This window comes from Psychrobacter sp. KH172YL61 (genome assembly GCF_007182895.1).
Classification (GTDB): domain Bacteria; phylum Pseudomonadota; class Gammaproteobacteria; order Pseudomonadales; family Moraxellaceae; genus Psychrobacter; species Psychrobacter pacificensis.
The window spans coordinates 3,098,897-3,112,940 of the sequence record NZ_AP019516.1 but is presented as its reverse complement, the minus strand read 5'-3'; the positions used below and the strand labels follow the sequence as shown (position 1 = coordinate 3,112,940).

Sequence of the window (14,044 nt, the reverse complement as noted above, 5' to 3'; positions counted from 1 at the left end):
TTATGCCTCCTTGCCATTAGCTATTGGTAGCGCGGCTGCCAATTCGGTGTTAAGTTGAGCGACCGACGTTGACTGATTTGCTTGTGTATCTGCATCATCAAGGGTCTGACCGCTCTCTTTACGTAGCATATCTAGATAAGGCTTATAGCCTTGATCGCCTAACCAGAACTGAATCATGTTGCTGACGCCGCGGCTTGTTAGTGTTGCGCCGCTGATACCATCGACCCAATTGTCTTTCGGATTACCCGCTTTGGTCACACCAGTAGCAACGTCGCCATTGTCATCATAAGAATGGATGCCATTCCACTGTGCGCGCCACTCTGGCTCTTCAATACGAGCGCCAAGACCTGGGGTCTCTTTATGCTCATAAAAACTGATACCTTTGATGGTATTCATGTCACTTTCAAGCGTTAAGAAACCATAAATCGTACCCCATAGCCCGTAGCCTTGAATAGGCAATACAACCAGTTCAGGTTTGCCTGCGTCATCTTCTTTGACATAGACTTTGGCGTATTTTTGGCTTACGGCCAATACCAGCAGGATCATTGTCGCCCAAGTCTTCGCTTAAGGCTTGGTTTTTGGTCGCTTGACTGGCGTCATAAGCATTACGATCAGGAATACCCGCCGTTTTTAACTCATCATCATCAAGGTAGTTGCCTTTGTTTAGATCAATGATTTTGACATCAAAATCTTTAAAACGTTCGGCGACATCATCTGCTGTATCAGACTCAGTATTGTACATGTCAGCGGCGACCAAGATGTTTTTATTGCGATCCAAGCGTGCATTTTCGATTTGTGCAGGTTTTAGGCCAACAGCGACAGCTGAGACCAATACTGAACAAACCAAGCACAGCGTCAAAGCCACACTGATGGTTTTGGCATTATTACTTTTGGGCTTGGACATAACGAACCCTCCGAGCAGTTTGGCGTTTGATATTTGCTTGGGTCACAAAATAATCAAACAGTGGAGCAAATAAGTTGGCAAACAAGATAGCCAGCATGATGCCTTCTGGGAAAGCTGGGTTAATAACACGAATCAGAACGGTCATAAAACCGATCAAGATACCATAAGCCCAGCGGCCCTTATTGGTGTGCGCAGCAGAAACGGGGTCGGTTGCCATGAATACTGCACCGAACGCAAAACCACCGATAACCAAGTGCCAGTAGAATGGCAAGCTCATCATCATATTGTCATCAGAGCCAATCAGGTTGAACACCAATGAAGTAGCAATCAAACCAACCACACAACCTGCCATGATGCGCCAAGAAGCAATACGCGTCCAAAGCAACACCGCAGCACCCATTAGGATAGCTAGCGTCGATACTTCACCGATACTACCTTGCATGTTGCCTAAGAATGCATCACTCCACGTGATGGCATTGCCATAGACATCAACAAAATCTTGAGGAACCACACCAAGCGCGGCAAGCCCAAGCGGGGTCGCACCTGAGAAGCCATCTACAGCTGTCCATACTGAGTCGCCAGACATATAGGCTGGATAGGCAAAGTATAAGAACGCACGGCCTGATAGGGCAGGATTCAAGAAGTTTTTACCAGTACCACCGAACACTTCTTTTGCGACCACCACACCAAAGATAATACCGAGGGCAACTTGCCATAAAGGAATATCAGGTGGTAAACATAGTGCAAACAGAACTGACGTCACAAAGAAACCTTCGTTAACTTCGTGTCCGCGGACGACCGCAAAGATAATCTCACAGAGAATACCGACGGCAAACGTCACGATATAAATCGGCAAAAACTGCATGGCCCCATAAACAAAGCTTGCCCAGATACTGTCTGGGTTGTAGCCTGCCATACTAGTGATGACGGTACGCCAGCCTTCAGGTTGCAGACCGAGCTGAGCGATAGCGGTTAGTGCTTGATGACCGATGTTGTACATACCCCAAAACATTGCTGGGAAAGTACATAGCCATACCGTAATCATAATACGCTTTAAGTCGATACCGTCACGAACGTGTGATGAAGCGTACGTTGTGGTGCCTGGCTGACGAAGAAACGTATCAAACATCTCAAAAATAGCATAATACTTTTCGTGTTTGCCGCCTTTGGTAAAAGATGGCTCCATACGATCGAACATATTGTGTAAAAATTTCATCGTGGTTAGCCCTCCAGCTCAATGCGCGTTAAGTTATCACGCAAAATATCACCGAACTCATATTTGCCAGGGAGATACAAAGGTGCATAGTGCCAAGTCTTCTTCATCCAACTCAAGTGCACCCAAATCAGTGGCACTGATGATGTCTTCGACAATCAAAGCACGTAACAATTGAGTGGGCAGGTAATCTTGAGGCATGACTTCTTCATAGACACCAATCGGTACCATTGCTCGTGGTGAGCCATTACTTGTTGTGGTGAAATTGTACTTTTGCCACCAAAAAACTGCGAAATATAGATAGGCAGCTTTGAGAAGCGGTTTTTACCGAGGCTAAAGAAGTGAAACGCAGGACGCTCACGACCTTCAGGCAGTGCACTGATCTGATTATGAAAACGACCAAGATAAGCGATATTGTCAAATACTCTGCGACCAGACAATACTGAACCTGAGATGATACGGTTCTCGCCTGCCGCTAGCTGACCTTTGGTTAATGCCGTAATATCAGCACCACGCTCGGTTGCAATCAGATGCGGATTGGTAACCGCAGGGCCGGCCAAGCTTAGCATACGACGTGTATATAGACGTCCAGTTGTGAACAGCTTACCAATCGCAATCACATCTTGATAACCAATCGTCCATACGGTCACGCCGCGGCTGATAGGGTGCAAGAAATGAATGTGCGTACCTGCAAGACCTGCTGGATGTTTACCCGCAAAAGCATGATACTCAGTGACATTATTAGCCGCAGTTTTTGCAACTGGCGTCAACTGGGCGTCGCCATGGTGGCAGACAAAGGTCTTGGGCGTGAGTGTTGAGAGTACTGCTAGGCCATCATTGAACGCTTGTAGCTGCTCATTGATCACCAGCATTGGATCAAGGGCGAGTGGATTGGTGTCCATTGCTGTCACAAAGATAGCATGTGGACGAGCGCCGATTTCGGGCGCACGGCTATAGGGACGTGTGCGAAACGCAGTCCATTCGCCAGAGGCAATCAGTTGGGTTTCAACGACTTCAGAGTCTAGGTCAGCAAGCTGCTGTGAGTCATAGCGCTCAAAGTCTACTTCTTCACCATTCGGGTCGACCTCAATCACAAGACTCTCAAACACTCGACGTTCGCCACGTTTAACAGCGACGACCTTACCAGCAGCAGGGGCAGTATAGATGACGCCAACACGCTTTTTGTCTTCAAAAACGGGCTGACCTTTGGCTACAATGTCACCTTCTTTAACATTCATCGTAGGCTTCATGCCCACGTAATCATAGCCAATAAGTGCTACATGTGTCGGTTGGTGCTCAGATATCTCGCGGGAGGGTTCACCGGTGATGGGCAAATCCAAACCTTTTTGATGGTAATCATAAGCGAAAACTTAGTCCATAGTCTAAAACGATACCAGACATCCTGTTTGGTACATCGGTAGCTTGAACATTTATCTCACTCAATAAAGCCTTCAATCATCTATTTCTATACTGAAATAAGGATGAAAGCTCTCTGAAGATAATACATGATCATAACTACTATTAAGAGTATTAACGCTGACCTTAGACTCCTTAACAACACGTTAATGTCTTATTCGAATTACCAAAGTGGCGACTGGCTACCAAGGTGTATGCTAAAACTATTGAATCAAAATCAATCGCCAAAAGCACATTGCCAACAGAGATTACTTTGAAAATAACAGCCTTATCATACGTTTCATTGAAATTAAAAACTTGTAATACCAGTATGATGGGCCACTTTTATCCAATCAGCATCATTCAAAAATACGCAATTTTTTAGAGGTATGACTAAAAACGATCTATTGAAGTAGATGATCAACTGGCTAAAAGACAACCTAGATAAGCAAGCATCACATTATTTTTGTGAGCTGCCAAACTCTAGTCATAACTGTTTTATATTGTTAGCTAGTAATAGTGTTTTAAACGGCAACCAATGGGGCTTTATACTGCAGTATCGGTGGTATACAGACTACCAGATTAGATTTCTATTATAACCCTTTTTGGCAATATATCAGTTAATATCATACGGATATATTGAGCCATTGCTCATTGTCTCTGAGGCATTATGAAGTGCGATTAAGCAATACCGTCTCAACAAAAAGCGTAACGCATGGTTACTATCACATAGAAACAAATAAAAATTTACCTAGGATTATACGCTAAATTGACCTAAAATTGCCAGTCAGTAATAGAATTTAACGAATGTTGGTGGTGATTCTACGTACTACAACTGACGGCCATAACTATTTGGTTTTGGTTGTATTCCATCTTTGTTTGAATAGACTTTCACCCTATTTTGCCTGATTGGTGACGCTGTCTGTACGCCATGCCACGTTTGCGTGGTGTTTTCTATCGTTGTTTGATTCTCTAATATCGTTTCATTCTCAACAATGTAATTGTCTAAATTTATTGCCAATATTGTGCTTTATAAGGAATGCTATATGTGTGCTGTGCCTGTCATTATCCCGGCTATTGATTTAAAAGATGGTAAATGTGTACGTTTAAAACAAGGCCGTATGGAAGATGATACGGTGTTTTCTGATGACCCAGTCGCTATGGCTGCACGTTGGGTAGATGAGGGCGCACGCCGTCTGCATTTGGTCGATTTGAATGGTGCTTTTGATGGCGTGCCAGTACACAGACAAGTGGTCAATGATATTACCAAAGCATATCCGAACCTGCCTATTCAGTTGGGCGGCGGCGTGCGTAATATGAATACCATCGAGCAGTACATCACTGCAGGTCTAACTTATATTATCATCGGTACAAAAGCGGTTGAAGATCCGGATTTTGTTGCTAAAGCTTGCCGTGAATTTGCAGGACACATCATTGTTGGTATCGATGCCAAAGACGGTATGGTCGCCACTCATGGCTGGGCCAATGTTACCGATACCAAGGCTACTGAGCTTGCCAAGTGCTTCGCTGATGTAGGTGTGTCATCAATCGTTTATACTGATATTGCCCGCGATGGCATGATGCAGGGCGTGAATGTTGAACAAACCGTTAATTTGGCGCGTGAAGGCGGATTACCAGTGATTGCATCAGGCGGCGTTACCGATATGAAAGATATCGAGCTGTTAAAGCCTTATGGTGATTGTATCGAAGGTATTATTACTGGTCGTGCTATCTATGAAGGCACGTTGAATTTGAGCGAAGCGCAGCTTTACTTAGATAGCTAAATAAATCAAAAATTAGTCGGTTAAAATCAGACAGCTAATTATCAGCAATCAGCTAAGCAAGAAAAACCCGTAAAAAATAAAGGATGCTTATGGCCAGTTATTTTGACCGTCCAATGATACGCCGTTTTATAAAAGCGTGGGGTCAAATGGTGTTGCTGTTAAGCATCGTTTGTACGTGGCCCGCCTATGCAGCTGGTGAAGAACTCTCTGGCATTGCAACTGCGCTCGGCATGGAAAGTACACAAGAGGCAACACCTGATAGTGATCCTGCGCCAGACGAGGAAGCATCAGACCCCGCCACCTCATCACCGACACCTGCCCAGCCCCCCGTCATCAGCGGTGAGAGCACCAATAACGGTCAAATTGAAACCACACCCACTCCGCAAAAAGATAATGAAATCCGTCAGCGTATCAATGGTATTTTCTCTGAAATCGAAGGTCTACAAGCCGTTACTGTCAGTGTGAGCCAAGGCGTGGTCACCTTGGCAGGAGAGACTGCCAACGAAAAAAAAGCGCAGCAGGCCATCAATCTGACCAACCGTTTGACTGATGTAGTCACCGTTGATGACAATATCAATCGCACATTAGATGTCCAAGAAAATGTCTCGACAGTTTATCAAGGACTAAAAGCGCAATTGGAAAATTTAGTGAAGGCGCTGCCTTTGCTATTGGTCGGCGTTGTTATATTTGCATTGGTCACATGGTTTGGTAGTTGGTTGTCCAATTGCAAAGAATGTGGCAACGCTTAACGCCAAATCCGTTTGTCGCTGAGCTATTATCGCAGACCGTCAAAGTTATTTTTATAATCTTTGGTCTGATCTTGGGACTGAGCCTTATCGGGGCAGAAACCATCTTAGGTACTTTGCTTGGCGGCGCAGGTGTCATCGGTATTGCCGTTGGTTTTGCAGTCAAAGACACTATCGAAAACTATATTGCCTCACTAATGCTCAGTATCCGCCAGCCATTTCGCGCCCGTGATCAGGTGGTTATCAATGGGCAAGAGGGTATTGTCGTTCGTCTGACCTCACGTGCGACGATACTGATGACATTGGATGGCAATCAGTTGCGTATTCCGAATGCTGAGGGTGTTTAAAGGCACCATTCTCAACTACACTAAAAATCCCGAGCGCCGCTTTACTTTTGAATTAGGTGTTGATGCGAATGATGATCCGCTAGCAGCTATCAAAGTAGGACTGGATGCAATAGGTACGCTCGCATTTGTATTGGAGGAGCCCAAAGCCATCGCGGTGATTACCAATGTGGGTGATTCCAATATCGTTTTAGAGTTTCAGGTTTGGGTAGATCAATCAGAGACGGACTTTGCTAAAGCGCGTAGTATTGCCATCAGAGAGACCAAACATGCACTAGAAAACGAAGGCTTTAGCTTGCCTGAACCCATTTATCGTTTGCGGTTTAACGACAAATTAGAGAAAGCCATTGAACATATGCAGAACAGTACGAGCAGCGCTAAATCTGACATGACGATAACCTCAACCACGCCTGAGCCTACTTTTACCCATCAAGATAATGAGAATCCTGTTGATGATAAAGATAAAAAAGCAAGCGAAGGCGCGAGCCAAAGTTATTTTGCAAGGCCGTAATGCTGATGAGGTCCTCGATGCCCGCCCTGATGACAAGCTGATGGAAAAGGTCGAGCAAGAGATTGCTCAAAGCTCAGATGAAACGGATTTACTCAATAATAATAGTCCGCAAGAATAGTAAGAGATAGTAGGTTTAAAAGTAGGCACAAAAAGTGCAATGGAACTCGTATTTGGTAATTAATCAAAGTCGAGATTTTTTATGGAAATGAAGCATGTAATCATATTTGCCGTAATCGGAATCGTGGCACTATTGGGCTTTAATATCGTTAATGGTAACAGTCATGAGAAAAACAGAGAGGTTGCCGTTAGCAGTACTGTTTCTGAACAGCCTACAGCAGCTGTATCTGATGCAGATAGCTCTAAGAATAGCTCTGCAAATATCGCCAGCAAACCACTTGGCGAACAGCCAAAAGCCATTTTAGATGATGCAACCAATAAAATCGATCAAGCGCAGAAATCTGAGCAAGATCGTTTGGAACAGATGAGTAATGCACAGTAAAAAAATATTTAGCCTAAAACTATAAATAACAAAGCATAAAAAAGGGCCAACGTTATCGTTAGCCCTTTTTTATTTATGGTGCTACAGTTTCAGATTAGCTTTTTTTTGCTAGAGCTTCTACGACTACTTCTCTTTGCTGGACCTTTCTTAGACGGCTGTTTTTTGGTCTGATTCATGGCACTAGACTGAAGTTTTTCTTTCAAATCAAAATCAATTTGCAGTAAGTCCATGTTGACGCCAGCAACCTGTACCTTGACCAAGTCACCAAGTCCAAACAGCGTGCCTTTGTCTTTGCCGATGAGCTGCTGTTGCTGCTCATCATAAACAAAGAAATCATCGCCCACATTGGAGATATGTACCAAGCCATCGATGTATAGATCAGTCAACGTAACGAATAGGCCGAAGTTGGTCACGGTCGTCACAACCCCTTCGAACTCTTCACCGACATGATCCGTCATATAATGACACTTGAGCCAAGACTCTACAAAGCGAGATGCTTTTTCTGCACGGCGCTCTGTATCAGACGTCTGTGTACCCGCGCCGTCAAGTGAAAAATCCATGACAGGTTGCTTGCTGTTTGTTACTTTTGCTTTGATCGCACGATGCAGCATTAGATCTGGATAACGGCGAATCGGCGAGGTAAAGTGGCTATATTCATCATAAGCCAAGCCGAAGTGACCAATATTGTCAGGGCATAATTTGCCTGCATCATCGAGCGCAGCAACATGCTATGAATGCTAATCGCATCTGGTCTGTCTTTGGTTGCTTCAATAATACGCTGATAATCGGCTTGCGTTGGATTCTCTTGTGGGAAGGGTAGGCCAAAGTTTTTGCATATTCGTGAATACGCATTGATTTTTCATTATCAGGCTTATCGTGGTTACGATATAAGACTGGCAGCTCATGTTTGAGTGCAAAGTTTGCCGCGCAGGTATTAGCGAGGAGCATACACTCTTCAATCAGCTTCTGAGAGTCACCGCGAGTACGCGGTAATATAGCGTCAATCCCGCCTTTTTCATTAAATTTGATGTAGGTTTCGACCGTCTCAAACTCCATGGCATGACGCTCTTCACGTTTTTTGAGCAGTAACTCATAAAGCTGATGCAATGTATCAATCGATTTTTTGACGTCTTTATTACCCGTTAATGATTTAGGAAGTCTCTTATCAGTCGGATTGACAAAATAGTCGTTCACTTGGTTATACGTGAGACGCGCTTGTGAGTGCATCACCGATGGATAAAACTCATATCCTGTGACCTTACCTGCACGTGATACTTTAATATCAGCCACCATGCATAGACGATCAAGGTTAGGGTTCAATGAACACAGACCATTAGAGAGAACTTCAGGGAGCATCGGAATCACACGATGCGGGAAGTATACAGACGTACCGCGCTCGTAAGCATCTTGATCTAGTGGTGAGTTTGGCGTGACATAATAGCTGACATCCGCAATTGCGACCACGACGCGGTAGTTGCCGCCTGAGCGCTTCTCAGCAAATACGGCATCATCAAAGTCACGAGCATCTTCACCATCGATAGTAACGAGTGGCAGATGACGCAAATCTTTGCGACCTTTTATGTCTTTCTCAGTTGGTTCTTGATATTCAGCAGCTTGTTTGAGCGCCGCTTCACTGAAATCTGATGGGATATCATAGTTCAGTAAAGTGGTCTCAATAATCAGCTCTCGATCGTTATCATCAGACAATACCTCAGTGATTTTGCCAGTGGCAAATTCATGCTGGTTCGGCCAGTCGATGATATCGACTTTGACAGGCGCGCCTTGTTTGATATTGAGGGCTTGGACATTATCATCAGTGACAGTGATTGGTTGATGACTGTTTGGACTACCAAGCTCAACACAATAGCCGTCTTCATCACGCGCAAGTGTACCGATAAAGTTGTTCTGGCGGCGCTCAATCACATCGACAATACGACCTTCAGTACGACCGCGATTGTCTGTTGACGTGCCAACTGCTGCTACTGTATCGCCATTGAATACCCAGCGCATTTGTTTTTCATGCAAAAATAAATCTGGCATATCACTTAGCACCACAAAGCCAAAGCCTTTTGGATGTGCAGATACGGTGCCTGTAACGATATCTTGCTTAGTGACTGTGCGATAGCGATAGGGACGGCCTTCGCGATTGACTTGACCGTCGCGTGCCATGGCTTTTAGGCGATTGCCCAAAGCATCAAACTGATCTGGATCTTCAATCTCAAAGATCTGCGCCAGCTGCTTGTGAGTGACTTCCCCATGCTCACCAATCGTACTGAGTATCAACTCACGACTAGGGATTGGGTTGTCGTATTTTTGTGCCTCACTTGAGGCGTTTGGATCATTCCAACTCATAAATTACCGTATCTATTTTTTAAATTATTAATAGTGACTATATTAACACGAACGGCAGCGCAATATCTTGCGTCAATTGCCTTATGTGCCTTCAATAGCAAAAAGCGTTGCATTTTTAAATGAACGCTATTGGGATCAATCAAATATCGATATCAACACTGCTTGATTGATTGGTGATTTTTTTACTGTCTAGCTCTTTTGAGACTTCTAGCACTGTGGTTTGATTTGATTTATCCAGGTATTTCTGTGCTTTATCGACTTCAGTGGTCAAGCTATTGACCGTTTGTTTCATATTTTCTAATGCTTCGATTTTATAATTACTAATCATATCCATGGTGTCATAGACATTATTGAAGGCATTTTGCAGTTTATCAAGCTCAATGCTACTACTTGTTGCTTGTTCATGAATCTCACCTGACTGACGCTTAAGCATGGCAGAGGTTGACTCAATCAAACTACTGGTGGTCTTGTTTAACGCAGTGATTTGATCAAGTACCAGCTTTTGATTGGTCATGGCTTGAGCAACTACCACCGCCGTACGTAGTGCTGAAACAGTGGTCGTCGTTGCTCGATCAACCCCTTTAATCAGCTCTAGATTGTTTTTACGGATGGTGTCGAGCGCTAGATAACCTTGTACGTTGACGGCCAACTGAGTTAAAAAAGTCAGTGTTTTTTTGACGTACATAAAACAGCATCTCTTCTTTGATAATACGCGCTTTTTCAGGATCAGTCGCTTCTATGGCGTAGACTTTTTGCTCTAGTTGCTCATCTATCTTTTTGCCAACATAGATATACTGGCGTATAGACTGCATCAGCTCCCACATATTGACTTTTTCTTGCTCAATCATTGCATTGTCTTTGAGCAATTCATCTTTACCGTTATATAAACTGGTTACTACTGCATTGATATGCGATTGCGCTGACTCATACTGACGGAAATAGTCTTGCACTTTATTACCAAATGGAATCAGACCGAATAGCTTACGTGAATTGGTCAGCTCTTTTTTGCTTGGGTCCAAATCTTCGACGATACCGCGTAATTCGGTTAAAGATTTGGCGATAGGGGAGTTATCAAACAAGCTGTCATTGAGGCTTTTGGCCGGTAGCTCAAGCATACGATTAGAGACTTGCGCTGACTCACGAATCTCTTTGGTGCCCAGATTATGAATGGATTGGACGTTTTGCTGAAATTCTGGACTGTGCACGGAGTTAGTAATCACGTGATCGACGAACGCATCCACTTTGGCATCCAGCTCCGGAATTTGGCTTTCATCCAACTTAACCATTTGATCGGCTTCACTTTTTTGTATTTCTTTGACAGGTTCAGGCGCTGTGAGAGAGATACTAGGAGTTGTGGCGTTTTCTGGTGGTGTTAATTCTTGCATGAAATTTCCTTTGATGTCAGATAAAAGCAGTGTTTTTATAAACGACTCTATTGGTCGTGATATAGATTATTGTTGTACACTGACTAAAAATTTTGATAAATGCTGATTAGCAAATATAAAACAGACTTTTAGACTACCGCGTAATCTAATAGTTGAGAAGGTAGATTTTGTAAAATAGCGTCAGCCAATTATATCTGGCTAAATACATTTAAAAGAGACAGTAGGCAGTCCAAATAATAAAAAACCATCAATATCCCGTAGCATATTGATGGTTAGAGTTATAAATAACTATATGGACTGACAGCCACTACTTAAAGCAATCTCATAAAAGACTACTTTTTCTTTGTAGGTCCAAGCAACATACCCATCTGACGACCTTCCATCTTAGGAAATTGTTCGACGTTTGAGATATCAGCGGTATCTTCAATGATGCGGTCAAGTTGCTTGCGACCAATATCTTGGTGCGCCATTTCGCGTCCACGGAAACGAATACTAATCTTAACCTTATCTTGATTTTCTAAGAAACTAATGATTTTACGCAGCTTAACTTGATAATCCGCCTCTTCAGTACTAGGGCGTAGTTTCATCTCTTTAAGCTGAGTCTGCTTTTGGTTTTTTTTAGCTTCTTTAGCCTTTTGCTTTTGATCATAGAGGAAATGTTTATAATCCATGATCTTACATACTGGCGGCTTAGCTTCAGGAACTAATTCAACCAAATCTAGGTTTTCATCACGTGCCGCTTTCATCGCGGTTGCGATATCAACTACACCCATTTGCTCGCCATCTTCTTTGACGAGACGGACTTCTTTGACGTTGATATCTTCGTTGATGTTCAAACGGTTGGACTGTTTAATAGGTATTACTCCTCATCTGTTTTTGGGGTCTGTCGGCCTTTTTTACTGACAGCGGTCTGTACTAATGTAATAAATTTAGAAACACTCATCACGCCAAGGTTCTCACCTTCGCGCGTTCGGACGTTGACACTGCCCGATTCCACTTCTTTATCCCCTAATACTAGCATATAGGGAATACGTTCTAATGTTTTCTCTCGTATCTTAAATCCAATCTTTTCGTTACGCAAGTCGCTAACCGCACGCAAACCTGCATTTTTGAGCTCACTAACCACGTTTTCACAGGCATCAGCTTGCTTATCAGTGATGTTCATGACCACAACTTGTTGCGGTGCTAGCCATACTGGCATCCAACCAGCATAGTGTTCGATCAAAATACCAATGAAGCGCTCAAATGACCCTAAGATGGCACGGTGCAACATAATAGGCACTTCACGATCGTTCTGCTCATTGACGAACTCAGCATCGAGGCGCTCAGGCATATTGGGATCTACCTGAATGGTACCGCATTGCCAAATACGACCTAACGAGTCTTTTAGACTAAACTCAATCTTTGGACCATAGAAAGCGCCTTCGCCAGGTAGATAATCCCAGTCTAGGCCTGAGCTATCAAGCGCATCTGCTAACGCCTTTTCTGCAAAGTCCCAAGACTCATCACTACCAACACGTTTTTCAGGGCGAGTAGACAGCTTCATAATAATGTTGTCGAAACCAAAATCTTCATAGACAGCAAGCGTTAGCTTGATAAATTCTGCTACTTCTTGCTGAATCTGTGCTTGCGTGCAAAAGATATGAGCATCATCTTGCGTAAAACCACGTACGCGCATCAGACCGTGCAATGAACCTGATGGCTCGTTACGATGGCAAGAACCAAATTCTGCCATACGTAGTGGCAAATCACGGTAAGACTTTAAGCCTTGATTGAACACTTGCACATGACAAGGGCAGTTCATTGGTTTTACGGCATAATCACGATTTTCACTAGAGGTTGTGAACATATTAGTTGCGTAGTTGCCCCAATGTCCTGAGCGCTCCCACAAACTACGATCAACGATTTGCGGTGTCTTAATCTCTTGATAGCCATTGTCGTATTGTACTTTGCGCATATACTGCTCAAGTACTTGATAAATTGTCCAGCCATTCGCATGCCAGAATACCATACCTGGCGCTTGCTCTTGCATATGAAATAGGTTTAACGCTTTACCAATTTTACGATGGTCACGTTTTTCTGCTTCTTGAATACGCTGGATATAGGCTTTTAGCTGTTTTTTATCAGCCCAAGCAGTACCATAGATACGCTGCAGCTGCTCGTTTTTCGCATCACCGCGCCAATAAGCACCTGACATTTTGGTCAGTTTAAATACTTTCAAAAAGCGCGTATTGGGCACATGCGGGCCACGGCACATATCGACGTATTCTTGATGATGATACAGACCAAAAGCTTCTTCACCTGGCATATCATTAATCAGTTTTAGCTTATAGTCTTCGTTACGTGATTCAAAGATCTCAATTGCTTCGGCACGTGGCGTCATTTTTTTGATAACGTCATAATCTTGCTTGATCAGCTCCATCATGCGTTTTTCAATAGCTTCCATGTGCTCAGGCGTAAATGGCGTTTCACTAAAGATATCGTAATAAAAACCATCATCAATAACAGGACCAATGACCATCTTCACATCAGGATATAGCTGTTTAACTGCATGACCAAGCAAATGCGCGCATGAGTGACGAATGATATCGACACCGTCATCGTCTTTTGGCGTTACGATTTCAACGTTGGCATCAGCGACGATAGGATCGTACGCATCTACTAGGTGACCATTGACACGTCCAGCAACTGTCGCTTTAGCGAGCCCTGTCCCAATACTTTGCGCCACTTCCATGACTGTTGTATGACCTTCGAAGTTTTTCACGCTACCATCGGGTAAAGTAATCGCTACCATAATCTATTCGCCTGTTATTGGGTCCGTTGGCAGTGATGATTGCAACCATCAATCATATAACCGTGAGACCGCATCAATTATATCTAATTATTGTGATATATAGTAAGAGTGACACAT

General features: G+C 43.6%; 7 protein-coding genes and 4 pseudogenes. 3 read left to right on the top strand and 8 right to left on the bottom strand.

Features of this window, described 5'->3' with window-relative positions; all coding sequences use genetic code 11:
• From PKHYL_RS16550 to PKHYL_RS16535, 3 genes and pseudogenes are all read right to left on the bottom strand, one after another.
• Positions 1 to 904: pseudogene (locus PKHYL_RS16550) on the bottom strand (Na(+)-translocating NADH-quinone reductase subunit C).
• A complete protein-coding gene (locus PKHYL_RS16545; protein ID WP_071002705.1) occupies positions 885 to 2,120 on the bottom strand; it encodes an NADH:ubiquinone reductase (Na(+)-transporting) subunit B in 1,236 nt (411 codons plus the stop codon). Before PKHYL_RS16545 ends, PKHYL_RS16550 begins: the two are co-directional and overlap by 20 nt.
• Before the next feature lie 5 nt (positions 2,121 to 2,125).
• Positions 2,126 to 3,457 (bottom strand): annotated as a pseudogene (locus PKHYL_RS16535) (Na(+)-translocating NADH-quinone reductase subunit A).
• A 1,101-nt stretch (positions 3,458 to 4,558) separates the two neighbouring features.
• Here PKHYL_RS16535 and hisA point away from each other — a divergent pair.
• The 3 genes and pseudogenes from hisA (at position 4,559) to PKHYL_RS16520 (ending at position 7,396) form a co-directional block, all read left to right on the top strand.
• Positions 4,559 to 5,296, top strand: a complete 738-nt coding sequence (gene hisA / locus PKHYL_RS16530; RefSeq protein WP_071002707.1) for a 1-(5-phosphoribosyl)-5-[(5-phosphoribosylamino)methylideneamino]imidazole-4-carboxamide isomerase — start codon at positions 4,559 to 4,561, stop codon at positions 5,294 to 5,296.
• An 89-nt stretch (positions 5,297 to 5,385) separates the two neighbouring features.
• A pseudogene (locus tag PKHYL_RS16525) lies at positions 5,386 to 7,015 on the top strand (mechanosensitive ion channel domain-containing protein).
• An 81-nt stretch (positions 7,016 to 7,096) separates the two neighbouring features.
• Positions 7,097 to 7,396, top strand: coding sequence for a hypothetical protein (locus PKHYL_RS16520; protein WP_240365640.1), 300 nt, complete (start codon positions 7,097 to 7,099; stop codon positions 7,394 to 7,396).
• Between the two features lie 89 nt (positions 7,397 to 7,485).
• On the opposite strand, the gene PKHYL_RS17900 is transcribed toward PKHYL_RS16520, so the two are convergent.
• The 5 genes and pseudogenes from PKHYL_RS17900 to thrS all read right to left on the bottom strand — a co-directional run bounded on the left by PKHYL_RS17900 (position 7,486) and on the right by thrS (position 13,927).
• The gene (locus PKHYL_RS17900; RefSeq protein WP_269778204.1) at positions 7,486 to 8,064 is read right to left on the bottom strand and encodes a S1 RNA-binding domain-containing protein; all 579 of its coding nucleotides are present in this window, start codon (positions 8,062 to 8,064) and stop codon (positions 7,486 to 7,488) included.
• 40 nt (positions 8,065 to 8,104) lie between these two features.
• Positions 8,105 to 9,748, bottom strand: coding sequence for a ribonuclease R family protein (locus PKHYL_RS16510; protein ID WP_269778203.1), 1,644 nt, complete (start codon positions 9,746 to 9,748; stop codon positions 8,105 to 8,107).
• A 139-nt stretch (positions 9,749 to 9,887) separates the two neighbouring features.
• A pseudogene (locus PKHYL_RS18365) lies at positions 9,888 to 11,133 on the bottom strand (toxic anion resistance protein).
• Between the two features lie 332 nt (positions 11,134 to 11,465).
• A complete protein-coding gene (gene infC / locus PKHYL_RS16500) occupies positions 11,466 to 11,969 on the bottom strand; it encodes a translation initiation factor IF-3 (RefSeq protein WP_240365639.1) in 504 nt (167 codons plus the stop codon).
• 23 nt (positions 11,970 to 11,992) lie between these two features.
• Positions 11,993 to 13,927 carry a threonine--tRNA ligase gene (gene thrS, locus PKHYL_RS16495; RefSeq protein ID WP_240365638.1) on the bottom strand — a complete coding sequence of 645 codons (1,935 nt, stop codon included), beginning with the start codon at positions 13,925 to 13,927 and terminating at the stop codon, positions 11,993 to 11,995.
• Positions 13,928 to 14,044: the final 117 nt, after the last annotated feature.

Bases quoted from the DNA above. Each gene is read 5' to 3' on its own strand.
- hisA (WP_071002707.1), top strand. From the start codon at position 4,559: ATGTGTGCTGTGCCTGTCATTATCCCGGCTATTGATTTAAAAGATGGT.
- PKHYL_RS16520 (WP_240365640.1), top strand. From the start codon at position 7,097: ATGGAAATGAAGCATGTAATCATATTTGCCGTAATCGGAATCGTGGCA.
- thrS (WP_240365638.1), bottom strand. From the start codon at position 13,927: ATGGTAGCGATTACTTTACCCGATGGTAGCGTGAAAAACTTCGAAGGT.
- PKHYL_RS16545 (WP_071002705.1), bottom strand. From the start codon at position 2,120: ATGAAATTTTTACACAATATGTTCGATCGTATGGAGCCATCTTTTACC.
- PKHYL_RS16510 (WP_269778203.1), bottom strand. From the start codon at position 9,748: ATGAGTTGGAATGATCCAAACGCCTCAAGTGAGGCACAAAAATACGAC.